Source organism: Methylotuvimicrobium buryatense (genome assembly GCF_005931095.1).
GTDB lineage: Bacteria > Pseudomonadota > Gammaproteobacteria > Methylococcales > Methylomonadaceae > Methylotuvimicrobium > Methylotuvimicrobium buryatense.
In genome coordinates, this window is record NZ_CP035467.1 from 3,224,899 (window position 1) to 3,249,449 (window position 24,551).

The 24,551-nt window shown below is 50.7% G+C and carries 16 protein-coding genes; 6 read left to right on the plus strand and 10 right to left on the minus strand.

Going from position 1 to position 24,551, the window contains the following annotated elements; translation table 11 throughout:
* Nucleotides 1-82: 82 nt before the first annotated feature.
* The 8 genes from ccmB to EQU24_RS14495 all read right to left on the minus strand — a co-directional run bounded on the left by ccmB (nt 83) and on the right by EQU24_RS14495 (nt 14,833).
* A complete protein-coding gene (ccmB, locus tag EQU24_RS14450) occupies nt 83-760 on the minus strand; it encodes a heme exporter protein CcmB (RefSeq protein ID WP_017838816.1) in 678 nt (225 codons plus the stop codon).
* Nucleotides 760-1,377 (minus strand): cytochrome c biogenesis heme-transporting ATPase CcmA, encoded by a 618-nt coding sequence (gene ccmA, locus EQU24_RS14455; RefSeq protein ID WP_014148966.1) that lies wholly within the window; start codon nt 1,375-1,377, stop codon nt 760-762. Before ccmA ends, ccmB begins: the two co-directional genes overlap by 1 nt.
* A gap of 679 nt (nt 1,378-2,056) precedes the next feature.
* A complete protein-coding gene (locus tag EQU24_RS23035) occupies nt 2,057-2,416 on the minus strand; it encodes a Thivi_2564 family membrane protein (RefSeq protein ID WP_017838815.1) in 360 nt (119 codons plus the stop codon).
* A 408-nt stretch (nt 2,417-2,824) separates the two neighbouring features.
* On the minus strand, nt 2,825-11,605 hold the full coding sequence (locus tag EQU24_RS14470) for a glycoside hydrolase family 94 protein (protein ID WP_017838814.1): 8,781 nt from the start codon (nt 11,603-11,605) through the stop codon (nt 2,825-2,827).
* Nucleotides 11,606-11,876: 271 nt separating this feature from the next.
* Nucleotides 11,877-12,035, minus strand: a complete 159-nt coding sequence (locus EQU24_RS14475) for a DUF3309 family protein (protein WP_017838813.1) — start codon at nt 12,033-12,035, stop codon at nt 11,877-11,879.
* A 69-nt stretch (nt 12,036-12,104) separates the two neighbouring features.
* Nucleotides 12,105-12,248 carry a DUF3096 domain-containing protein gene (locus EQU24_RS14480; RefSeq protein ID WP_014148969.1) on the minus strand — a complete coding sequence of 48 codons (144 nt, stop codon included), beginning with the start codon at nt 12,246-12,248 and terminating at the stop codon, nt 12,105-12,107.
* Nucleotides 12,249-12,602: 354 nt separating this feature from the next.
* Nucleotides 12,603-13,004: a hypothetical protein gene (locus EQU24_RS14485; RefSeq protein ID WP_014148970.1), complete on the minus strand. Its 402-nt coding sequence runs from the start codon at nt 13,002-13,004 to the stop codon at nt 12,603-12,605.
* Nucleotides 13,005-14,173: 1,169 nt separating this feature from the next.
* The gene (locus EQU24_RS14495) at nt 14,174-14,833 is read right to left on the minus strand and encodes a polysaccharide deacetylase family protein (RefSeq protein WP_017838812.1); all 660 of its coding nucleotides are present in this window, start codon (nt 14,831-14,833) and stop codon (nt 14,174-14,176) included.
* A gap of 886 nt (nt 14,834-15,719) precedes the next feature.
* Here EQU24_RS14495 and EQU24_RS14500 point away from each other — a divergent pair.
* The 4 genes from EQU24_RS14500 (at nt 15,720) to EQU24_RS14515 (ending at nt 18,910) form a co-directional block, all read left to right on the plus strand.
* On the plus strand, nt 15,720-15,926 hold the full coding sequence (locus tag EQU24_RS14500) for a hypothetical protein (protein ID WP_014148973.1): 207 nt from the start codon (nt 15,720-15,722) through the stop codon (nt 15,924-15,926).
* A 344-nt stretch (nt 15,927-16,270) separates the two neighbouring features.
* Entirely contained in the window at nt 16,271-16,699 is a 429-nt protein-coding gene (locus EQU24_RS14505; protein WP_017838811.1) for a TRL-like family protein, read from the plus strand.
* A 275-nt stretch (nt 16,700-16,974) separates the two neighbouring features.
* Nucleotides 16,975-17,868: an LpxL/LpxP family acyltransferase gene (locus EQU24_RS14510; protein ID WP_017838809.1), complete on the plus strand. Its 894-nt coding sequence runs from the start codon at nt 16,975-16,977 to the stop codon at nt 17,866-17,868.
* A 292-nt stretch (nt 17,869-18,160) separates the two neighbouring features.
* On the plus strand, nt 18,161-18,910 hold the full coding sequence (locus EQU24_RS14515; RefSeq protein WP_017838808.1) for a glycosyltransferase family 2 protein: 750 nt from the start codon (nt 18,161-18,163) through the stop codon (nt 18,908-18,910).
* 89 nt (nt 18,911-18,999) lie between these two features.
* Here the strand turns inward: EQU24_RS14515 and shc are convergent, their stop codons facing one another.
* On the minus strand, nt 19,000-20,967 hold the full coding sequence (gene shc / locus EQU24_RS14520) for a squalene--hopene cyclase (RefSeq protein WP_017838807.1): 1,968 nt from the start codon (nt 20,965-20,967) through the stop codon (nt 19,000-19,002).
* 911 nt (nt 20,968-21,878) lie between these two features.
* Here shc and EQU24_RS14525 point away from each other — a divergent pair.
* The gene (locus EQU24_RS14525) at nt 21,879-22,610 is read left to right on the plus strand and encodes a Crp/Fnr family transcriptional regulator (protein ID WP_026129953.1); all 732 of its coding nucleotides are present in this window, start codon (nt 21,879-21,881) and stop codon (nt 22,608-22,610) included.
* Between the two features lie 307 nt (nt 22,611-22,917).
* The gene (locus EQU24_RS14530) at nt 22,918-23,631 is read left to right on the plus strand and encodes a Crp/Fnr family transcriptional regulator (RefSeq protein ID WP_017838805.1); all 714 of its coding nucleotides are present in this window, start codon (nt 22,918-22,920) and stop codon (nt 23,629-23,631) included.
* A 123-nt stretch (nt 23,632-23,754) separates the two neighbouring features.
* Here EQU24_RS14530 and EQU24_RS14535 read toward each other — a convergent pair whose 3' ends face one another.
* The gene (locus EQU24_RS14535; protein ID WP_235726363.1) at nt 23,755-24,333 is read right to left on the minus strand and encodes a PAS domain-containing protein; all 579 of its coding nucleotides are present in this window, start codon (nt 24,331-24,333) and stop codon (nt 23,755-23,757) included.
* Nucleotides 24,334-24,551: the final 218 nt, after the last annotated feature.

Below are 24,551 nucleotides of genomic sequence, written 5' to 3' on the forward strand. Positions count from 1 at the left end.
ATTCAATATCGAATAGTAAATTTAGAAGACCGGGCATTCGAATATGCCCGCATGGATGAATAGGACGCTATTTTACGAAAAATTATCCATTCATACTCATTTTTAATGCGGCGGCGGCCGGTAACGGCGCCAGCACCAAGGCCGCGAATAAAATCGCCGCCAGAATATTGAGTTGCGCGCCGACCGGCAAACCGCTACCCGCCATTTCGACGGCATTGCCGGCAAAGATCAGCACCGGAATGTACAACGGCAAAACCAACAACGCCAAGATCATCCCGCCTCGTCGTAAACCCACCGTCAGCGCGACACCGATCGAACCGATCAAACTCAATACCGGCGTACCAAGCAGCAAGGTCCAAAGCAGCACAGGCACGGACTGTTCGGGCATGCCCAAAAATATTGCCAATAAGGGTGAGATCAACAATAAAGGCAAGCCCGTCACCAACCAATGCGCGACGATCTTAGCCAAAATCAGCACCGAAAGCGGATGCGGGCTCAAGATAAACTGTTCCAGCGAGCCATCGTCGAAATCCGACCGAAACAATGAATCCAGCGATAGCATCGCGGCCAATAGCGCGGCAATCCAAATGATTCCCGGGGCCATCGCTTGCAATAACTTGGTTTGCGCACCTAGCCCCAACGGAAACAAGGTAATGACCAAGACAAAAAATAACAGCGGATTGGCGACTTCGGCACGCCGCCGATAAGCCAGGACCAAATCGCGTCGAATGATGGCGGTAAATGCGTTCGACAATGTCATTAAGCTAACCTGATTGTTTGCACGTCGATGCCGTGCAGCGTGATATCGTGATGCGAGGTCAAAACGACCATGCCTTCTCTGGCAATATGGTCGACCATCAGCGCCTCGAAAATGGCTATACCCTCTTTATCCAAAGAGGTGAAAGGCTCGTCGAGAATCCATAATTTATTGTCGGTAATCAATAAACGAGCTAGCGACAAACGGCGTTTTTGCCCGGCCGACAAAGATTGCACCAGCACATCGTCGTAACCGGATAAATAGACCTTCTCCAGTGTTTCCTCGATCGAATAATAGCCGGGCTTACCCAGAGCCGTGGCAATCTTGAGATTTTCCAGAACGGTCAATTCCTTTTTGACACCGTCCAAATGGCCGACATAGGCCATCTGTTCAAAGAAAGTACCGTTATTAATTTCAACACCGCACCACAAAACCTCTCCGGCATCCGGCTCCCGAAAACCGCATAAAATCTTCAATAAAGAGCTTTTGCCCGAACCGTTTTGCCCTTCCAGCAATAACGCTTGCCCGGAAGAAACATTAAACGACAAATTATCGAACAACACTCTATCGTCGCGAATGCAGCATAAGTTTTTAACTTCCAGAGATAACAAACGTTCCATCCTAAATTTAAAAAGTAATGATATCGAAAAACCTTCTCATCGCTCCGCATTTTGCGACAATCAAAAAAACTTGAGCCGGATAAAACCAAGCCCGTTATACCCAAAACCCACCAACTCGAGTAAGCCTCAAACAATAAAAAAGAGCTTAGACTTTCATCTAAACCCTTGATCATAAAACCCTAAAACAAGGATTTCGGGCATGTAGATTTAGCATTACGCCACGGATGGCATGTATTAGGGCGATGAACAGCATCGACTTTATAACCGAGCTAGATTAGGCAAAACCCCAGCATAAATCAAGCGCTTCGTTTTCTTTGTTACGGAAATGATAAAGGGCGAATAAAATCGCCCTTTATCATGTTTATACCTATCGCACTTCAAATTTCGGCATTAGCGTATGGAGGTATCGGGGTGTTCGGTCAAATTTTTGCTCCCCGGCAACTGCTCTTGCGTTGCCCCTAATACTCGCCATCCATGGCGCTCGCGAAGGCTTTGGCTTTGAGGAATAGAGCCTACATGGACGTATTTACGGCGTCCTGTCGGGCGAGTGACCCATACGCATCAAGCTAAACGCTACTCCCCACCGCAGCTAAATCGCTATTGGCCGTACCTGCGCTCAAACAAAGCGATGGGTTTCCGCTTCGCTACTACCCATCCTACGGCTAAACACAGCTACGGATTACCCCATGCGCATACGCGGGAGCCCGCTCAAAACGCCGAACACACTCAGCAGCCACAAAATCACGGCGATGATCACCACAATGTTCAATATCTGCTTGATACGCCCGTCCATCGGAATATAACTATTAACCAACCACAACAACAAACCGACTACGATCAAGGCCACTACTACCGAAACCAATGCCCTCGGAAACATGCCCATAATGCCGAATATGCTCAGTAACCAAAGCACCACCGCGATGAGCACCACGATGTTCAGTATTTCCTTGATACGACGCTCCATCGGCAAATAACTGTTGACTAACCATAAAAGCACGCCGACAACGATAAGAACGACCACTAATGAAATAATATCCATTGTTTTTCTCCCATAAAGTTAAAAAAATATATCTCTTTCATACTTCAACATTTTGAACGAGTACAAAAACAAACAAATATTTCAGCAATTCCCAATTTGGAGATCAAAAAAGGTGTGGGGTATGCTTGGCGAGGATGTCGGCAGCAGGGCAGGTTTTTGCTCCTGCAAAATCTGCATTCATGCCATCCATGGCAATCAGATTCCGCCGTCAAGCCTACAAGGATGTATTCACGGCGTCCTTTGGCGGACACCCCGGCGCCGAATTTTGATCTACGATGGGTATATTTATCGCAAAACACCTAACTCATTCCAACCCATTACACCTTTCGCACTTCAAATTTCGGCAGTGCCTGAGGAGGCGCCTGGGTGTCCGATAAAGGCTTTGCCAGCATGGAGCTGGCATAGAGCCTACATGGACGTATTCACGGCGTCCTTTGGCGGACACCCAGGCGCCGTATTTTGATCTACGACGGGTATACAACCCAACACGACCCGCACCCGATGAACCTGTCCGTCATCCGTCAAGATAATGGAATTTCCGCTTGACTGGCGCTCGCCGTCCAACTCTATCGCGGCAATCCCGCGTGTTACGCCGTCCGGATTTTCCACGGCAATTTCGTAGCGGGAATTTCCGTGCCGATAAACGATGCTGTAACCAGACCAGTTTCTGGGAATGCATGGATCGAAACACAATGTATCGTTCCGGACTTGCAGGCCCAATACCCATTCCATGCCGGCGCGATAAAACCACCCCGCAGCCCCCGTGTACCAGGTCCAACCGCCTCGTCGCACATGGGGCGACTCTGAATAGATATCCGCCGACAAAACATACGGCTCGACTTTATAGGCATAAACGCCGGTTCGAGTCGTCGTGCGCTTGATCGGATTCAGCATGCTCAGCAGTTCCCCCGCTTGGTCGCCATCGCCAAGCATCGCATAGGCGATAACGGTCCAAATCGCCGCATGGGTATACTGCCCACCGTTCTCCCGTATTCCCGGCGGATAGCTTTTGATATAACCCGGGTCCCGCTCGGTCTTGTCGAAGGGCGGGGTAAACAGCAACACCAAATCGTCGCCGTAACGGACCAAGTATTCCCGTACCGAACACATTGCCCGCCGGGCTCGCTCGGTCTCCGCGAAACCTGAAATCACGCCCCAGCTCTGTGCGATCGAATCGATACGGCATTCGGCATTGGCCGCAGACCCGAGCGGCGTTCCGTCGTCGAAAAAAGCGCGTCGATACCATGCTCCGTCCCAGCCTTCCGCTTCCACCGCAAGCTTGAGTTTATCGATATGGTCGCGCCAGCGGACGGCGCGCTCGTGATCTCCCCGCCTTTCCGCCAACGCCGCGAATTCGGGGAGCGTTGCCAGTAGGAACCACGCCATCCATACGCTCTCCCCTTTACCCTGGTTGCCGACCCGATTCATACCGTCGTTCCAGTCGCCGCTTCCCATCAATGGCAATCCGTGTGAGCCCGTCTCCAGGCTCAGGTCGAGTGCAAGCGCACAATGCTCGAAAAGACTGGCTTGTTGCGATGACCCAGTGGGTTCGTAATAAAGATCGTCTTGTTCCGGCCCCAGCACAGGCCCCTCCAGAAACGGCACCTGCACATCGAGTACATCGGCATCGCCGCTTACCTTGATATAATGAGACACCGCATAAGGCAGCCAAACACGGTCGTCGGAAAAGCGTGTCCGAACGCCACGCCCTGAGGGTGGATGCCACCAATGCTGTACATCGCCTTCAATAAACTGACGACCCGCGGCACGTAGCAAATGAGCGCGGGTTAAATCGGGTCTGCTGACAACAAAGGCCATACTGTCTTGCAATTGATCGCGAAAGCCGAATGCCCCGCCCACCTGATAAAATCCGGCCCGAGCCCACATGCGGCAACTCAAGGATTGATACAACAGCCAACCGTTCAACAGCAGATCGAGCTCGCGGTCCGGCGTTTTGACTTGAACCTTATCGAGTACTTGCTCCCACGATTGTTTGACGCGAGTAAATGTAGTTTCCACCTTGGTTTCCCGATAGCGTCGGACCAAATCGCCGGCATGGGCACGATCATTTCCTTGTCCCAACAAGAATACAAGCTCGGCACTCCCGTTGGGTTCAAGTTCGATCATCGTCTGCAGCGCCGCGCAAGGATCCATTCCCGCGCCGACTCGGTTTTTCAGCGTATGGGTTGCCAACAAGCCGGCCGGAGCGTCAAGACTACCGTTGCGGCCAATGAATTCAGCACGATTACCAGTCCAACACGACTGTATCCCGGAAAAATCGGCGAAGGCTATCCGTTGGCCGAACTCGGCGTCCCAGTGATTGAATGCGAACACTGCGCCCGTTTCAGTATCCAGTTCGGTAATGACATGAGGCGCAGTCATGGAACGTGAAGCGCCAAGCACCCATTCCACATAGGCCGCGACTGTCAACCGGCGGGTTCGCCCGGATTTATTTGTTAACCTCAATGAAGAAATTTTGATCGGATCGTCCGGACTAACGAATTGCAACAATTCGCTATGAATCCCGTGCGAGGCATGCTCGAAGCAGCTATATCCCTGACCGTGGCGTATGACATAACTTGCATTGTCGACCCTGATAGGCAATGCGGTCGGGCTCCATAATTCATTCGTCTCATCGTCACGAAGGTAAAAGATTTCTCCGGGAGGATCGCTAACCGGGTCGTTCGACCAAGGCGTCAATAGGTTTTCCCGGCTGTTACCGCACCACGTACAACCGCTGCCCAATTCCGAGACGATAAAGCCGAATTCGGCGTTGGCGATCACATTTACCCAGGGAGACGGTGTCCACTGTCCCTTGTCGAGTACGATCACATATTCGCGTCCATCTTCGGCAAAACCGCCCAAGCCATTGAAAAATTCAAGCTTGGGTATCGTTAGCGTCGGTGCATCGGTTTCGGGAGCCGGCAATGCTCTCGGTTCGACAAAAGCGGCGTCCGGCCGAATGCTTCTCAACAATTGTTCCGCCAAGGTCCCTCGGTTGCTAACCAGAACCGCGCGGGCGACCACCTGTAATTGGCGTTGTTCTTCTGCCGAAAGCTGATCGCCCCGTAGCACGAATATCGCCCCACGGTTTCCATATTCACGCTCAGCTGAACGCGCCAGGTTATCCCGCACCATACCTTCCAGTAGGGTCTGCAAATCATCGATATAAGATGCCTTCTTTTCGTTCAGAATCACGATGTCCACGGTAAGACCTTTCATGCGCCAGTACTCGTGGGCTCGCAACAATTGTTCGACGAGGGTGCGATCCTCAAGCGCTGTTATCCGGAGCAATAGGATAGGCCTATCTCCCGAGACGCCATGCCGCCATAATCCTGCGACGTTCATGTTATTCATTCGCATCAACCTTCCTGACGACCGCAGCGATGAATCGGCATAGATCAGACGGTTAGCCAGAAACTGAAATAACTGAGCCTCATCGGGCATGGTACGCAAATGATGCAATTGCACATGAGCGTGAGTCCACGCCAGTGCGGATACACGATCCCACACAGCCATGTTGTGATACTTGTCCGCCAAATCCTCCACTGCTTGGCGTGATTCAGCCATTAAGGTAGTCAAAATGATATGTTCGGTCGCGCCCGACTCTATACGAATTCGTTTGCGCAGACTGAATATCGGATCGAGAACGGCTCCAACCGTATTGGTCAGCGGCCGGTCATCCATCACCGCAACCGGATCCCGAAGCGTTTGCCCGCGTCCGACAAAACGCGCCCGATCGGTTTCATATTGAAGTCCATCGCCGGGCCGCCCATCGGCCAGCACATGGGCAGCCCAAATGTCAGGATCGCCATCGGACCGTCGGCGCCGATGCGCGACCAGTCCTTGCACCTTAGGAAAGTATTCGGTCCGGACAAACAGATTGGAAAATACCGGATGCGCAATATCCGAAGGCATCGGAGCAAGCACTACCTCCGCATAAGAAGTAATATCGATTTCACGTGCCTGCGGACCGTCATTGGTCAAAGTCAAGCGTCGGATTTCGGCATCGTCCTCCGGTGAAACAATGATCTCCAGAGTAGTGACAATGCTGCCGTCCGTTCGCGTGATGCGGGCACGGTCTTCAGCGAAGACGACATCGTAATGGTCGGGAACCGCCGACGTCGGTTGATAGCCGGCCGACCAAACCTGACCGCTTGCAACATCGCGCAGATAGAGATAGCTTCCCCAAGCATCCTTTGTTACGTCTTCGCGCCAACGCGTCACAGCCAGGTTCCGCCAAACGCTGTAGCCTGATCCGGCCGCTGTGATCATGACCGCGTAACGGCCGTTGGACAAGAGGTGCGCTGAAGGTACGGAAGACGTAGGCGATGGAACAAGGCGAACCGGTGGCTGCGCGGGTTCTTTTTCTTCGGCAAGAGCCTGCAACAATGGCGTGATCTTGGTATCCGCACCGTGCGGGATCCGTTCTTGCAACAATAAGTCGGCGGATTGGATCAGCGGCGCACGATGAAAACGATGGCGCATTTCCCCGTCATGTAGAACATTGGCAATAGCCACCAAGAACATACCTTGATGGTGCGCCATGTAGCAGCGTACCATCGCAACATTTTGACCTTCCGCCAACCGGACCGGTGTGAAATCTAGCGCTTCGTAAAAACCGAACAGGCCCATTGCGCCTTTTTTTTCCAAGCGCGCAAAGTTTTCCACGGCGGCATGCGGTAAATACATCGCCGCCAAAGCCGTGGCGTAGGGAGCAATCACCAATTCTTCGCTGAGACCCCGCTTCATTCCCAGGCCAGGCACGCCAAAAGCCGAATACTGATAGGTAAAATGAAGATCGCGACCATTAAAAGCCGACTCCGAAACGCCCCAAGGCACATTCCGTTCATTGCCGTATTCGATCTGCCGCTTAACAACCAGGCGGCAGGTCTGATCGAGCAGACTGTATCGTGGAGTGAAAGTCACCAGGGAAGGCATCAAGTATTCAAACATCGAACCCGACCATGATAGCAACACAGTGCCATGTGCGGCGCGTGTCACCCTACGACCCAGGTGGAACCAGTGAGATCGCGGCACATCGCGCTTGGCGATCGCAATGAAACTTGCGAGACGTGCTTCGGACGCCAGCAAATCATAATAACTGGAATCAAAAGCACCTTCCGAAACGCGGTAACCGAGCGCGAAAAGATGACAGCCTTTGTCGTAAAGAAAACTAAAATCCATTTCGCGGAACAGTGTTTCAAACCGTGCGGCCATGTTTTCCAGTCGCTCGGTGACTGATTCGACGTGGGCTCCGGCGCTCCGTAATTGCATCGCCAAAGCATTACGATCCACAGTTGCAACAGACTGTTCGGACAATGCTTCGAGGTCAGCTAGGCACTGACGATAACAGCCGGAATAGTCACTCAGCGGAGACTCAAAGGTTAGATGAGTTTGAAACAGACGAGTCATCGCGGGTTCCATACCGGTCTCGTTACGGACCGTAAAATGAATCCAAGGAACCAAACACTCCACATCGTTCGCATGCGAACGAATGTCATTCCGCATCAACGTAGCCCATACGAGTACTTCGCTGTCATCCTCATCGCCACACTCGGCGACATAGGCATGAGCCAGATCCTGCAGTGTGTCGGCGCCGTCGGTCAGCTGTCGCCACTGACGGCTCCATTCGTCCGGATCAACAGGACTCTTGGCCAAAAGCTCCCCGAGCATGACGACATTTTGCCGCAGTTCTTTCAACGGAACGATGAGTGTTCGCCGGTCATCGCTAATTTTAGCGAGCGCGTCCATCAACAACCGATGAGTATCCTTAAGGCCTTCCAATGCAGAGTAAAACGCGAGCGGTCGATTCAGCGTTTCCCGGCAGAACTGCGCCAATACCAGCAAATGACCCGCTAAGTTACCGCTGTCAACGGTTGACACATAACGTGGTTCCAGCATTTGCAAGTCGCGGGTATCGTACCAATTGTAAAAATGACCGTGTAAACGCGGCAGTACATCGAGCGTTTTCAGCGTGGCTTCGAGTCGCTCTACGGTGTCGATCAACCCGATCCAACCGAAATCACGGGCGGATACGACGGACAACAAATAGAGTCCGAAATTAGTAGGCGAACTACGATGAGCGATGACGGGTTGCGGGTCTTCCTGAAAATTATCCGGCGGCAGATAATGCTCCCCCTCGGTCACGAAGGTCGTGAAAAAGCGCCAGATACGCCTGCCGATCAAGCGCAAGCGCACAATATCCTCGGCCGGTAAGGACTCGGCCAGATCAAGCTTCGGCGGAAGACTCAACCATCGAGCGATGATCGGTGACAATATCCATAATATTAAAAACGGCGAAGCAACATAAATTCCAATCGGATTTAATAGCAAAACTATTGTGCCCGCGCCAATAACGACTATGGAGGATCGCCCCATGGGTCGAATAAGATTCTTCAGCGCATGATCCGACTGCGCCTTTGCCTGCAGGGCGGTAACCCATTTCAACAATTGCCGCCGAGTAACGAACAAGCGTACCAAAGTGGTGACAATAGCATCCGTCATCAGCCAAGCGCGTTCTGCGAGTAAGGTCAACGCCACGAAGCTGTTGCCAATTGCCCATAACGTATTTTCTCCCACCGCACGCAGATGGGTGCTCAACGCGATGCCACGACGAGGTAATGTAAACCCGCCGATGATCGCCAAGATCGCAGGAAAGGCTAATGCCGTTAGTACGAAACCGGTCAGCACTAATACCGGTGCATTCGGGATGGCCCAGATTGCGACCAGGGAGGATAAAGCTGCCGGAGCCAATAGGGAGCGACGCAAATTATCCAGCATTTTCCAACGCCCGATCATCGGCATATCCTTGCCGCGACGTCCGAAAATCCAAGGTAACAGTTGCCAATCGCCCCGAACCCAACGGTGTTCACGTGAAGCCGCAACTTCGGTGTGGGAAGGAAATTCTTCGAAAAGCTCGATATCGCTCACCAACGCGCAACGCACATAAACACTCTCGAACAAATCATGGCTGAGCTGAGTGTTGTCCGGTACACGTCCGGCCAACGCGGCCTCGAACGAGTCCACATGATACAAGCCTTTACCGCTGTAAGTACCGAGCCTGAACAAATCCTGATAAAGCTCGGATACCGAACTGGAATAGGCGTCAATTCCGGAAGCCCCGGCAAAAATCTGGTGAAACATCGAGTGCTCCCGCCGATGCGGCAAGGTCGGTGTCACGCGAGGTTGCAGAATTCCATAGCCGTCTACGACACATTGGGTGTCGGGATCGAATACCGGCTGATTGAGCGGGTGAGCGGCGACACCCACCAGTTGCGTTACGGCACCCATCGGCATCTTGGTATCGGCATCAAGAGTAATGACATAGCAAATGCCGGGCGGCGCCACGGCTGGCTTACCATCGACTGGAAGAAATGACGTATCGGCAGCGCCGCGTAACAGCCGATTAAATTCGTGTAGTTTACCTCGTTTGCGCTCCCATCCCATCCACTTGCCTTCGCTTGGATTCCACAAGCGTTTTCGGTGAAAAACATAGAAGCGTTGGTCTCCATACTTGGCATTGAGTGCGGCTACACCGGCAGTGGCTATATCCAGCAACGGTGCATCGTCCGGCATGACTTCCCGATCGGCATCCGACCAATCGGACAACAGCGCGAAGCGCACCGCACCATCCGAGTTGGACAGATAGCGTACTTCAAGCTGGTTGATCTGCTCCTTGACCCCGGCCTCGTTGACGAACATCGTCGGCACGACGACGAATGTGCTCAATGCCTGAGGCACGCCGTCTTTTAGATCGATCCTTGGCAGGTGTTGCGGCGGAAGATTCGCACTGATGAAATGGTTTACCAGGCCGACAGCTATATCCGATGCCGGGAACAATCCGAACAGCGCGAGCAGGAATAGCGGTAATCCGCTGATACCAGCGGCGAAGCTCAAGCTCAACGGCAGCGCGAGCAACAAAAGTGTCAACAGAACCAAACTACCCATATATGCGAGCCCGGCATGGGCGATATAGGCACGCAAGAACTTTTTTTTGAACGAAGGTCGAAACTTAACCTCCTTTTCGAATGCGTAACGGCCAGTACCGATCAAGTGATAACCCGGTTCTTGTTGTCGTTTGTCGGCAATGGAATGCTCGCTTCCGCATCGAACTTTATCTATCACCTTGCGAGCGATCTCCAACTCTGAATACGGCGAGCGCTTGGCGAGGTCCTCGATCGCGTGCCGGTAACGATCGCGCGTCAAAAAATCGAAAGAACAATAGCTTTCATGAACACGCAGGCACTCGTCCACGAGACTCACATCCTCGACGAATTGAGGCCACTCAAATGCAGAGATGGCGCGCATGCTGATAATGATATTCCGCACCGTCCAGTTATCGGCGATCTGATCGGCGTGCTCCCGGCTCACGATTTCATCGAGTGCTACACCTTGCCGGTCTAGCCATTCATTAAGAAAATCAAGGGAAACCACTGCGCCTAGATGCGGGTCGTGCGAGCGTTGCAAGATTTGGACGGCGTATGCTTGAATCAAGGGCTCGGCGGGTAATACCGGCACCGGTAATGGGGCGTCCGGCTTATCGCTTTGGGCAATAATTTGTTCGCATTTATCGACGAACTCGTCGGCCATCTTGCGACCGGTTTGGGAATGCAAGATACGGATCGCGAGTCGCCGAAGATTTTCGACCAGCAAGACCCGCAATGTAATCGGAATCGCCCAGAGTTCGCCGAGCGTGAGAGGATCGACACTTTGATAGGCGCGCACAAAGACTTTTAGCAACTCCGGGTCGAAGCGGCTATCCAAATGCGCAACCAATGCCCAGGCAATACCGTAAACACGAGGAAAGCCTTCGAGCACGCCTTCGTCTAACTTAGGCAGTTCCCGGTAATAGCTTTCAGGCAAGTCAACGAGAATGTCACCGACCTGCTCTTCAATGACATGAAAATTATCCAGAAGCCATTCGGCAGCCGGCGTAATGGCGTGCTTGTCACGAACTCCCTTGGCGACTGCTTTATAAGCATTAAGCAGCACAAGAGAATTATCGCGCACCCGAGGAATCAGTTTTTGACCCTTCTTGTGGCGACTGACTTTCTTTTGCGCTTGCGCCAAAGTGATCGCATGCTGTTCGAGCCGTTCGCGACTGAATAACTCGAACCGAATAGGCGATTCATCGCTAACCGGATGATCGACTCTAACATATCGTCTTTGTTCTCGCCGTTTGGCCATGATTTGACTCTCCTGTCTTTATTAATCGGCATAGCTGGTTTGCATTAGCCCGAAAGGCAATGCACAAGAACGCGCATCAGGAGTCCGGTCTCCGGATATAAAGCTAAACGTCTATGGCACTGGGATACCGGCTCTTGTGTCCTATGGGTATCCCGGGGGAAAATGACGATTACCTAAATCGAAGAGTGCCTTACGCTGAAGCACGAATGTGACACCCCGCATAGAGTTACGGCGCATGAAGATCCATAACGAGCGAGCGGGGTATTACAGGCTAGATGATGCCCATTAAAACTAGAATCAATATGATGATCAAAATCGTCCCTAGCCCGCCGCTCGGTCCGTATCCCCATCCTCGGCTATGCGGCCAGACTGGAATGATGCCGACCAGCATCAGAATAAGAATAATCAGTACAATTGTGCCAATTGACATAGTAGCGCTCCTGTTGGATAAAAAGCATAAGCTTGAAAATTCATTTAGGTCTAGGAACCCAATCACCTACTACAACAGATTATTATGTTGCATTAGCCCCAAGACGCCTCGAACGATCAAATAAACAGCCACGAAGTAATTTAAAAATCTAGGCACCACCAAAATTAATATCCCTATCACAAGTGCCAACATAGGTTCGATTGCAATAGTCATTTCGATCCTTGTCGAGTTAAGAGATATTACAAACTAACGGTAATAATGAACTTAGTCTGTTCGGTATCGAACACATAGCTTCTTAAAACATGACATCCTTAATTCACCGCCGAACCTGATACACTGCTAGCCTATACTCATCGCAGATTAAAATTCGGCGCTGGGGTGCCCGTCAAAGGACGCCGTGAATACGTCCATGTAGGCTCCATGCTGGCAAAGCCTTTGTCGAGCACCCCGGTGCCTCCTTAGTCTCCCGCCGAATTTTGAAGTACGAAAGGTATACTTTCAAAACTTGAATATCTGGTTACGTTGAGCCATTCAGTGTTTTCCTTGTCGGCCGTGACCCGAAAAATCTCAAGGCCGCACGTCAGCTTCCCAAGAAACGCTTGCCGGACACCATTGCCAGATTCCCAGACTAATGATTCTTGTCAGCGCTGTTGGGAAACATGCGCCTCGACCGACGATCACTTTTCGGTTAATCAATTTATCGGAGTCTCCGCACCGACTGAGATAATCATCGGCATTAATCTCATTGAGGTCGGCGTGGGGCATAAAAAATGCCAGTACAGGAATCGGTATGACGGCGATGGAGGAGTCATCGGCACCTTCACTACCGGAGCAATGAATGGTGCCTGCTTCGTCCATTCGCGTGTCATCCTTTACAAGGGTTTGAGAACAGCCGGACAAAACCACGATGGCAATACCCAAGAGTAATAGCAACCGGCTAACTTTGGCTCTTAACATAATATTTTTCATATAACCTCCAACGGTTATGGCGTACTAAAATTCAGCTAAATTACACCATGCGAATTCAATTCCGTTCCTAATTAGCAAGATGCCTCAGCTTGCTGAAGCCAATTGTCCGAGCAGTGGCCAGTCGTAGCCACTTCTGCGGGACGGGTTATTTAACCCGTCCCCAACGTTTCGGTTTGCTCTAAACATTTCGGCTAACTTCGGCCAAAGTCAAAACGTTTAGGACCGGGTTGCAAACCCCGTCCTGCTAGGGATATGCTGATCTTTGGGCTTTAGCTGAAGAAACTTGCTAATCAGGATTCCGTTTGTCATTACGATGAATCGAAACGCTCACGGTCGTTGATACAAAATCTAACACCATCATCAGCACAAGTCTGTACGGTAGCGAACACTCGATATTCAACCAAACGATCATGAAGAGGCTGTCATCACCCCGGATAATGAAAGTACCCAGGGTATGGTCCACTGCCATTAAGTTAAGGATTTTTCCGTTCGCCCTGAGCCTGTCGAAGGGTGAATGGAAAAATCCTGGGTCGATAAGTTAAGCCGTCCATGGTTCGACAGGCTCACCACGAACGGCTTAACTTAATGGCAGTGAGGGTATGGTCAGGGTGCTGTATTTTTACAGCAGAGTTTTGCATATTGAAAAATTAAATAAGGAACGAGCATGAAATAACTTAGACAACGGTTGGAAGGGGATTTGGTGGCTCGATTGACAGGTGTCGGCGGCAGGGATAGCCGCCGTCAAGCCTACACGGACGTATTCACGGCGTCCTGTCAAGCGAGTCACCAAACCGCCACAAAGCCTACTACTTGTATAAGTTATTTTGTGCGTATTCCTAAGCAATCCAAAACTGCGCACTTTCAAAGTAATATACCTTTCGCATTTCAAATTTCGGCAGTGCCTGAGGAGGCGCCGGGGTGCTCGGCAAAAGCTTTGCCGGCATGGAGCTGGCATAGAGCCTACAGGGACGTATTCACGGCGTCCTTTGACGGGCACCCCGGCGCCGAATTTTGATCTACGATGGGTATAACTGATGTTACGAAGAATCATCACTTTTCCCACCGAATGTAGCGGTAAGAGTTTCGGGGTTTGCTCTACATGCAGTAGCGGCGCGTAACATCGGCAAATAATTTGCACCATTCACGGCAAATGAGCGTTTGCGGTTGCATTACAATCGTTTGGGATCAAAATGCACCAGCCGAAAACCTCGTTGCTGAAGATTGCCGACAATTTCATCGAGATGTCGGTAGGTGGTGGGACGATTGTCGTGGAATATCAATAAACAGGGGTGAGGCTTGCTCCACGCCGCCAAAATAGACTGCGTCTTTTGTTGAATCATGGCAACCGTTGCCCCCGGATTAGAATCGCCTACCAATTCCCCCATGACGATCTGATAGCCTAATCGATCAGCCGTTTCACGCACATGGTTATTGAGAATCAAATAGGGCGATCGAAATAGACGCAAGTCCGATTTACCTAATACCCTTTCATGAATGGCCTCCCACTCGGTAAATTCGGCGAGCACAGCCTTCTTCGTATCCAGCCAAGGCCATCGAAACCATGGATGATGAGTCGTATGATTACCGATAATATGTCCTTCCTGTTTGATTCTCCGGGTAATTTCCGGATATCTTGCGATGCTGCCCTTTTGAGTCCAGAGTTCGTAGGGTGCGTAATAAAGCCGCCTTCGCCAAAAATCATCGGGCGCATCGGCCAGCAAGAAAAAACCGGCTTTTACCGGTGCCCCGTCAGAAGCCTTAAGTTTTGCCAAACTATCCAACACGCGCTCGGTTGTTTCGGGCAGCGGCCCATCATCAAAGCTGAGCATAAACTCGACACTTTTCGTTGGTGTGTATCCTCGCAGATAGTTCTCGTCCCATCCTGTCACACAGCCAAATAATAGACCCGAGACCACTAGGACTAACCAAATAATAGACTTCTTGATTACGTTGATTTTTTAATTACCTTTCAATCTAGAAAAAATCAGGCGAACACGTGGAATCCGTTCGTTCTGAGCCCTTCGGCTAGGCTCAGGGCGAACGGGATTTAGAATGCTCAACTGATTTTTTAGGTTCAATTCAATAGTCACCTCGCCTAGGCAGTCGTTCATATGCCCAACCTTTTCCGATCAGCAAATATCAATCTCAGAAAACGAATTCGTCCGGAAAAATAGTTAAATTAGCGGGTGGATATTATACCTTTCGCACTTCAAATTTCTTCGGTAGTGTCTGAGGAAGCGCCGGGGTGTCCAACAAAGGCTTTGCCAGCATAGATCCTACATAGATGCATTCACGGCATACTTTGACGGCCCCGGCGCCGAATTTTGATCTACGATAGGTATATATCCGGAAAACTTTCGCCAGTATGTACGATAGCGTACAGACCAATAAGCATCCGATACTTCACTATATCTCTCAGAGCAGATATAAAAAGCGAACCGTTTCTTGCATCCCCAACCGGATCTAACGATCCAAGTCTTATGTAGATGCCTTACGTTAATCATGTATCCATCCAAGACCAAGACAGGCACGCAAAGAGATCACGCCGATTTAGAACAGGAATCCGGTATGCCTTCAATTTCTCCTCGAGGAAAGTTGACTAGACCAAACTTTACCTTTGAATAATTTATTAAATTATTGAAACTATTTATATTCTTTAGATGGACCTTGATATTACTTTTTATTATGAAAAATCATTGATCAGAGGTATCGACAATGGAAAATCAACCGATAGAAATCACAAGCCAAGGGCAGTCCACGTTCATCGAAATGCTAAGCGGTGAATTTATTTCGCAAACCGGCATTGGCGTTTACGCCTATCTTACACCGCTTGCGATCGACAGCTTATTCCAACAATATTTACAACACAAAGAACCACTAAGGGCATTCACAAAGCAATTAGTGAAAACCGTCTTAGCTTAATTGCAGCCAAAAACAGCCACCGAAGAACGCCGAAACCAATTTTCATACCTTGCTTCGGACATGATATACCCATCGTAGATCAAAATTCGGCACCGGGGGGCCAGTCAAAGGACGCCGTGAATACGGTCCCCGTAGACTCTATGCCAGCTCCATGCTGGCAAAGCCTTTGCGAGCGCCATGGATGGCGTGTATTAGGACAATGCAGGAGCGATTGCCGAGGAGCGAAAATCGACCTAGCACAGCGGCGCCTTCTAAGGCACTACCGAAATTTGAAGGGCGAAAGGTATATTTTCAGAAACGCTAATCCCACACCTCACAAACTATCAAAATTTTGGAGAACAACGATGACTTTGGATCAAATTGAAGACAAATCGGTAATATCAAAAGAGAAATTCGGGGAAACATCGAAACTTGACCTGAGCCATTCGGGAGAGCGGATGCGGCCATCCATGAGAGCAGGGTTGACGCTTGGCGTGATGAGTCTCGTAGCCGGACTCAGCGGTTGCATGATTGTCGATGCGCCGATTAAAGGCGTTTTAGGTACCGAAGTCATCTGGGGCGACATTGCGACCGGGGAAACTACCGACCCAGCCACGATGAAGGAAGGCAAAGCCTGCGCGGAATCCATACTTGGCTTGCTGGCCCGCGGCGATGCTAGTGTTCGCGCGGCAAAGCAAAATGGCAATATCACGGAAGTCACTTCAGTGGATCACTCGGCGAGGAACTTACTCAACATCGTCGGCGAGTGGTGTACGATCGTCAGAGGCCATTAACCCCTTTTACGTGATGGCAACGAAAGAAAGGTCACTGCGAATGAACTCCGGTTCACACCCATCTGCGCAACACAGAATGAGGAGTGACATAGCCAATTCGTATACATCGATAAAGCCCCGCATCAACCGGCTTATGAGCAACAAAGGCAACACAATCGTCATTGTGGGGCAAGCCTACCGACTGAAACCCATCCCTCGCAAAAACGATCCGGTTTGTTTCAGCTGCAAACTCCTCGGTCGTGAGCAAGTTTTCGGCCCCTTCTGCATCGCGTCCCATGAAACAGGCTTGGCTTGAAGTACCGGAGCGAAGCAGCCTGTTCTGGTTAAACACCATCAAATGGATCGCCTTGCGGGCCGGGCGATGGTTGTCGCGTCTCCTACTTTACCCGATCACAATCTATTTCGTTGTGTTCTCGTACCGCGCCCGCTCGGCATCCCGCAACTTTCTGCGAAAGGTTTTGGGCAGGGATTGCGGCTGGGCCGAGGTATTCCGGCATTACCACACCTTCGCCCACACGTTACTCGATCGGGTTTACATGTTTGCCGGACAAGGTCAGCGATTGGATATTCGCATCAAAGGCCTGGAAGTGCTGGACGAATACGCCCGTTCCGGGCGCGGCTGTCTGCTCGTAGGCGCGCATCTCGGCAGCTTCGAAATCATCCGTGCGGTAGGAAAATTACAGAGCGGATTCCATATCAAAGCGCTCGTTTATGGGGAGAGTACGCCCCAAGTTACCGGCATATTCCGAAAGTTGAACCCGGCATTGTTCGAAGATATTGTCTATGTGGGCGATATCGGTTCCTTGATTGGGCTCGACGAGCACGCGCGCCAGGGCGGTCTCATCGCGCTATTGGGAGACCGCAGCGTGCGTGCCGACAAACGGATACGCTGCGAATTTTTCGGCGAACCGGCATGGTTTCCAGAGGCTCCTGTCTTGCTGTCTCGAATTCTCGACATGCCCTTGGTTACGTTCTTCTGCCTACATCGGAATGACGGAGGCTACGACGCCTGGTTTGAACACCTGGCCGACCCGCCGCGGGTCGACCGAAACCAGCGGGAAACAGCGGCTCGTTGCATTATGCAAAACTACGCCAACCGCCTGGAATATTATTGTCGACTGGCGCCGTATAACTGGTTCAATTTTTATGATTTTTGGAAGGACGAATAGAAACGCGGCTAATGCCTTATTGCCTGACAACAATTCGCTAAGGAACGAGCATGAAATAACTTCATCAAATGTCGGAAGGGGGTTCGTTGGCTCGATTGACAGGTGTCGGCGGCAAGGCAGATTTTTGCTCCTGCAAAATCTGCATTCATGCCATCCTTGGCAATCAGATTCCGCCGTCAAGCCTACACGGACGTATTCACGGCGTCCTGTCAAGCGAGTCACCGAACCTCCACAAAGCTTACTGTTTCGCGAAGTTATTTTGTGCATATTACTTATGAATGGAGAGATCAACATGAACGGAAGAGACAAATACGTACTGGTAATCCCAGCCTATAACGAATCCGCCACCATCCGCGAGGTAGTGCAAGGCGCCTTACGGCATCTCGGCACGGTGATTGTCGTTGACGACGGCTCCAACGATGGCACTGCGGACAAACTCTCAAATTTACCGGTGACATTGCGGCGCCATCCCGAGAATCTGGGAAAGGCGGCAAGCTTGTGGAACGGCATGCAGACCGCCTTGAATCTCGGCGCGAAAGGAATCGTCACCATGGACGGGGACGGCCAGCACGATCCGGCAGACTTGCCAAGGCTCTTGATGGCGGCAAAAGTCCATCCGGACAAACTGGTGATTGGCTCACGCCTCTGGAACCGAGACGTGATTCCAAAGGCGCGCTACCGGGCCAACCGTTTCGCCAACTTTTGGATCGCCTGGGCCGCAGGACAAACCATCGAAGACAGCCAGTCGGGTTTCCGCGTGTATCCGGCACAATTGATCCGACGCTGCCGATTCGTATTGGGCCGGAAACAGAGCTTCGTTTTCGAAAGCGAGATCATCATCGAAGCCGCCCGACACAGATTTCCATGCGCCTTCGTACCCGTGAGTACAAGCTATCCCGATAACGCCAGACCCAGCCATTTCCATCCGATGAACGATATCGCTCACATCACCCGCATGGTGGCCTGGCGATTGTTTATTCAAGGCTTTTTTCCGTCCGGATTATGGCGAAGCCTTAATGGCAGCCAAAGTCTAAAACTGTGAAAATTATTGTGCTTTCACCTATCGAAGGTATTTCGACACTTTCGCGTAAAACGTCGGGTTACGCTATCGCTAACCCGACCTACGCAACTTTATGATATAAAGTCCCCGCATTCGTTGCGGTAGCGCCCTAGCGCCCAGAGCGGAAAATATTTGTCGTAACCGTGATATTTCAAATAAAAAAACTTGGGAAAACCCGGCGCATTAAAGCCATCGTCTTTCCAAAACCCATCGTCTTGTTGGTTTTTCAAGAGATAATTTATTCCCGATTTAACTTCGGGGCAACCCGCCTCGCCGGCCGACATCAAGGCCAGCAGCGCGAGCGCGGTATGAAATGCCGAGCCGGTTTCGCTTTCGCCGCGAACCCCGACATCGTGATAACTATCATTGTCCTCCCCCCAACCGCCGTCGGCACGCTGCTTGGATTTTAGCCAAACCACAGCTTTACGAATGTGGGAATCATGCTTCGAAATACCGGCGCTTTCGAACCCGGTCAATACAGACCAAGTTCCGTAAATGTAATTTGTTCCCCACCGACCGAACCAGGATCCATCGGCTTCCTGCTGATTGCGCAAATAGGTAATGCAGGTGTCGATAACGGCCCGGTATTCCGGCTGTCTATCGACCAGTTTGCTCAAAAACATAACGCAGCGACCGCTGACATCGGCGGTAGGCGGGTCGAGTAAAGCGCCGTGATCGGCGAACGGTATATGGTTGAGATAGCTATGCGTATTGTCCGCGTCAAAAGCGCCGTAGCCGCCATTGGCGGATTGCATGCCGGCAATCCATACGCCTGCCCGTTCGATATTTTCGGCAAACTCGCGATCGCCGGACTCTATCATCGCCAGCGCAACCACCGCGGTATCGTCGACATCGGGATAATGGCTGTTGCCGAACTGAAAAGCCCAGCCGCCGCCCGGCAGATTGGGCCGTTGCACCCGCCAATCGCCCGGTTCGTTGCTCAATTGCCGACCGGCCAGCCAATTTAAAGCCTTAGTGAGCGATTGTTCGGCAATCGGATCACGCTCGCGGCGATCGACTTCCTGCAGTACCAGCGTGGCGAGTCCGGTATCCCAGACCGGTGAAACGCAAGGCTGACAATAAGCCTTATCCGGCTTGACAACTAGCAATCGATCGATCGCTTCCCTGGCGATACGCCGCCGTTCATCGTCGGCAGGAATCCCTAAATAATCCATGGCCTCATAGGCATTGACCATGGATGTAAAGATAGCACCCAGTCCATCGTACCCATTCAATCGGGACAAAAACCAATCGCGAGCCTTGATCGTTGCCTTGCGGCGAACGAAACCGGGAATCAACGGTTCCATCAAGCGGCCCATGCGGTCCGCGGCCAATATGGACTTGCCTAGCGGTGTTTTGACGTGTGCAAAATAATTTTTTTCCGACTCAGGCTGCGTGATAAAAAGCTCTGAAATCCCCACGTTATTCGGATTACGAGCCTTGACTTTATAAGTACACAAGATGAATAAAGGCACCATTACGGTACGGGACCAATACGAAACTTTATCGATATGGAACGGAAACCATTTCGGTAAAAGCATGATTTCGACCGGAATAAAAGGCACGCCGCGCCAAGGAATCTGCTCGAACATCGCCATCATGATACGCGTAAAGACGTTAGCCTTGGCGCCGCCGCCCCGAGCCAGTATCCAACGGCGCGCTTTGACCATGTGCTGCGCTTGAATCGAGTCGCCGGCCAATTTCATCGCGTAATAAGCCTTGATCGTGCAACTCAGGTCTCCCGGTCCGCCTTTATAAAGCGGATAACTGCCGTCCCGGTCTTGTTGTTCGTGGAGATATTGAACGATCTTGGCCTGGAGCCTTGCATCGATTTCACCCATGAAATGCATCATCAAGATGTATTCGGAAGGAATCGTGCAATCCGCCTCAAGCTCGAAAACCCAATAGCCTTCCTCGTTTTGCAGCTCTAAAAGCCGCGCCTTGGCGCAAGTTATCGCATCGTTCAAGCTCAAACGTGGATAGGACAGGCTAGTCGATGAAGCATCCTGATCAGGATGAAAAATGGTCTCTATTAGCATGGATAGTTTTTCTGACTTCCCTTTAGTATTAGCGGTATCAGACCTGAAATAAAGTCGGTGGTGCAGGACAAAAAAAACTGCAGCAATCAATTGCCGCAGCGAGCCGGGAGGAGCGCAATAACAAAAATGAGTTTTATGATGGATTAAGTTAAGCCAACCTTTCGGCAGTCCGTACCGGAATATACCTTTCGCACTTCAAATTTCGGCATTAGCCAATGGAGGTGCCGGGGTGTTAGGTCGATTTTTGCTCCTCGGCAATTGCTCCTGCATTGCCCTACTACACGCCATCCTTGGCGTAATGCAAAATCGACATTCACGCCATCCATGGCGCTCGCAAAGGCTTGGATAGCATGGATGCTATCATAGAGCCTACATGGACGTATTTACGGCGTCCTTTGACGGGCACCCCGGCACCGAAATTTGACAAGCAAAGGGAATAACGACTTAACATAATGGCACTGTTGACCAGATATGTGCCGCTGAGTTATCACGCTGTATTGCCGATTTAAGCCATCCCGGTAACATTGCTTATATGTCTGCAAATTAGTTTTCTGTCGATACGTTACTTTGAGGTAATGATAACAGTGACTTTTAAATGTCGTCGGTACGCTGCCGCACATATAACCATTTCCGGTTTTTAAGGATGCTTCCTTCTATACCCGTGGATCAAAGTTCGGCGCCTCTTCAGGTACAGCCGAAATTTGAAGTGCGATAAGGTATACATGCACTTGCCGACAATTACTCCTCTCCGTTCACTTGCACCCCTTAAAGTTCTCTGCTATAAATTAGCAGCCTTAATTCCATAAAAAATACCCGGCTTTTTCTATAAGCTTATCGAGGCTACGAACCGGTTCGCCACATAAACTATTCGTAGAATTTCCCTTTCCATGACTATCTAGTTTTGATTACTTATGACCGATGCATGCGATCCTCGACAAAACCATCTGCTCAACTTGCTGCCCTCAAACCAATATGAGCGGATAATACCTCATCTTGAAGGCGTATCCATGCGACTTGGCGAAGTCCTTTACGAATCCGGGGGCGAATTGAATTATGTCTATTTCCCCACGAATTGCATCGTTTCGCTGCTTTATGTCATGGAAAATGGCGCTTCGGCAGAAATTGCCGTAACCGGCAACGATGGTATTATCGGCGTTGCGATATTCATGGGCGGAGGAACCATGCCGAACCGTGCTATCGTACAAAGCGCTGGACATGCTTACCGACTTCGAAAAAAGGTGTTCATGCAGGAATTTAACCGATCGGGCGGCCGCCGCTCGAGTGCTTTGCAACATCTGATGCTTCGTTATGCTCAAACCTTGATCACTCAAATGTCGCAGACTGCAGTTTGCAATCGGCATCATTCGGTGGATCAGCAGCTTTGCCGATGGCTATTGCTCAGCCTCGATAGACTGCCTACCAATGAATTGCGCATGACGCAGGAGCTAATTGCCAATATGCTTGGCGTTCGCCGGGAAGGTGTCACGGAAGCCGCCGGTAAATTACAGAAAGCCGGATTGATCGAATACAGCCGTGGGCGCATCATGGTAATAGATAGACCCGGATTGGAGGAACGCGTCTGCGAATGCTATGACGTCGTAAAAACCGAATTCGATCGTCTGCTTCCCTCCCCTCCGATCTAAACGCTGCGCTCCTTTTCTTACTGAATAATCGTCCAACTTGTTAAAATTTGATGAAGGCATTTATGGGCGTTAGCGTACAGACGCTAGAAAGCTTATCCGTTAGTCTAATTTCCACTTACGGAGCCATCCACTGACATCAACCGATGTGCCGAGCCTTAACCGGTTATTCATTTCGACTACGCTCACCTGCTCCGAAGCGTCGCGTCATTCTTATCGAACCTATGTTTTTCTAATTAAAGAACATAGGTTTTCAAAAAATGTAATGACTTGAGTGATGAAAATCTAAGAGTTCCAGGAGAGCAACCCCGTGCAGACCTCCAAAGCCGGCCCAGCTAGTAATCAACTGTTGACGGCACTACCCTGCAAGGATCGGAACCGGTTGCTCGCACATTGCGAACCCATCGATCTTATTTTTGCCGAGGTACTCTGCCGTCCAGGAGATCTCATTACACACGTTTATTTCCCGACCGGAAGCTTTATTTCCCTGGTAACATCCATAGACAGCTCCAATTTGGAGATAGGAATGGTCGGTAACGAGGGGCTTTTCGGAATTACTCTGATGCTGGAAGTCGACATCGCCCCGTTTCATGCAGTAGTCCAAGGAGCAGGCCCCGCGTTACGCATTACAGCGGAGGCATTTCTCCATGAACTCGAACAAAGTCCCGCACTACAAAAAGAGCTAAAGCGTTACCTCTGTGCATTGATGAGACAACTTGCGCAAACGGCCGCATGCTCGCAATTCCATAGGGTAGAAGCCCGCCTCGCGCGTTCGTTGTTGATGATTCATGACCGGGCGCATTCCAATACCTTCCATGTCACGCACGTAGGTCTAGCCTATATGCTAGGCGTAAGGCGCGTCGGTATCACCAGAGCTGCGAATTCACTACAGCAGCAAAAACTTATTAGTTACAGACGAGGAAACGTTAGGATTATCGACCGACCAGGTCTAGAAGCCGTTGCTTGCAGTTGTTACCGAGCCGACAATGAAATTTATGAGCGAATGATGAGATGTAGACGCTAGACATTTTAACGAAATCTTTCGAGCCCAACATAGATTCACTAGCTTCCACCCCGCGGCCGCTAGAACCGATAAATGTCGACTTCAATAACATTTACCGATTGATCAGGGATATAAGAACACCGGTCATTCGATCTGTTCGAAAGAGGCATCTTGTTGAGTAATATCGGTCAAAGCGACCCGCAACTTCGAAGAGGCATCCAAAGATTCGCGATGCAAACAATCGAGATAACCGGAAAAAAGAGTCCCATCGGCACGCATCATCGTTAAACCGAATCTTTGCTTTTCCCCTTCAGGTTTTTCCTTCATATTCAAAAACAGTCGATACCAACGGTCACTGTCCTGAGGAGAAACAAACTTAGAGAAACGGCTATTGATCAGTTTAGCGCGATCGACACCCAACAGTGCCGCCCCGGTCAAGTTGATTTCGCTAATCAAACCATCCCTGTTAACCGTAATGTAGGCGACCGGTGCGAACTCATAGAGATCGACATATCGATCCAGCGCATCTTCCAGTAAGGTGCGAGCTTTTCGTAACTCCTGATTTTGCAGCTCCAATTCAATCTTATGAATAATGAGCTCATGCATCAAAACTTCGCTAGGACGGGCCGATTTTTCATCCACTGATAAGCTAGCCACCATGGATTCCGCTTCTTTTCTTAGCGATTTACGAATCTCAACCGCCTCCATCTTTTTCTTCATCATTCATGCCTCTTTGCTGACTCATCGTCGCTTATACCTTCAGCCGTCGCTTGAACCGGAAAAAACGGCCGTTTATTTGCTTTGCCGACAATGCGGCGCGCATCCGGATTTTATCAGTTATCGCCAAGAGGATGCCAGGATTCTCGACTGGCCAGTCTAGAAGCGGCGACTTGCGGATGTTACCAAGCCGATAAAGACATCAACAAGTCAATTCTGCGTTG

Bases quoted from the DNA above. Each gene is read 5' to 3' on its own strand.
- EQU24_RS14525 (WP_026129953.1), top strand. From the start codon at position 21,879: ATGACCGATGCATGCGATCCTCGACAAAACCATCTGCTCAACTTGCTG.
- shc (WP_017838807.1), bottom strand. From the start codon at position 20,967: ATGCTAATAGAGACCATTTTTCATCCTGATCAGGATGCTTCATCGACT.
- EQU24_RS14475 (WP_017838813.1), bottom strand. From the start codon at position 12,035: ATGTCAATTGGCACAATTGTACTGATTATTCTTATTCTGATGCTGGTC.
- EQU24_RS14480 (WP_014148969.1), bottom strand. From the start codon at position 12,248: ATGACTATTGCAATCGAACCTATGTTGGCACTTGTGATAGGGATATTA.
- EQU24_RS14495 (WP_017838812.1), bottom strand. From the start codon at position 14,833: ATGCTCAGCTTTGATGATGGGCCGCTGCCCGAAACAACCGAGCGCGTG.
- ccmB (WP_017838816.1), bottom strand. From the start codon at position 760: ATGACATTGTCGAACGCATTTACCGCCATCATTCGACGCGATTTGGTC.
- EQU24_RS14470 (WP_017838814.1), bottom strand. From the start codon at position 11,605: ATGGCCAAACGGCGAGAACAAAGACGATATGTTAGAGTCGATCATCCG.
- EQU24_RS14535 (WP_235726363.1), bottom strand. From the start codon at position 24,333: ATGATGAAGAAAAAGATGGAGGCGGTTGAGATTCGTAAATCGCTAAGA.
- EQU24_RS14500 (WP_014148973.1), top strand. From the start codon at position 15,720: ATGGAAAATCAACCGATAGAAATCACAAGCCAAGGGCAGTCCACGTTC.
- ccmA (WP_014148966.1), bottom strand. From the start codon at position 1,377: ATGGAACGTTTGTTATCTCTGGAAGTTAAAAACTTATGCTGCATTCGC.
- EQU24_RS23035 (WP_017838815.1), bottom strand. From the start codon at position 2,416: ATGGATATTATTTCATTAGTGGTCGTTCTTATCGTTGTCGGCGTGCTT.
- EQU24_RS14510 (WP_017838809.1), top strand. From the start codon at position 16,975: ATGAAACAGGCTTGGCTTGAAGTACCGGAGCGAAGCAGCCTGTTCTGG.
- EQU24_RS14505 (WP_017838811.1), top strand. From the start codon at position 16,271: ATGACTTTGGATCAAATTGAAGACAAATCGGTAATATCAAAAGAGAAA.
- EQU24_RS14485 (WP_014148970.1), bottom strand. From the start codon at position 13,004: ATGAAAAATATTATGTTAAGAGCCAAAGTTAGCCGGTTGCTATTACTC.
- EQU24_RS14515 (WP_017838808.1), top strand. From the start codon at position 18,161: ATGAACGGAAGAGACAAATACGTACTGGTAATCCCAGCCTATAACGAA.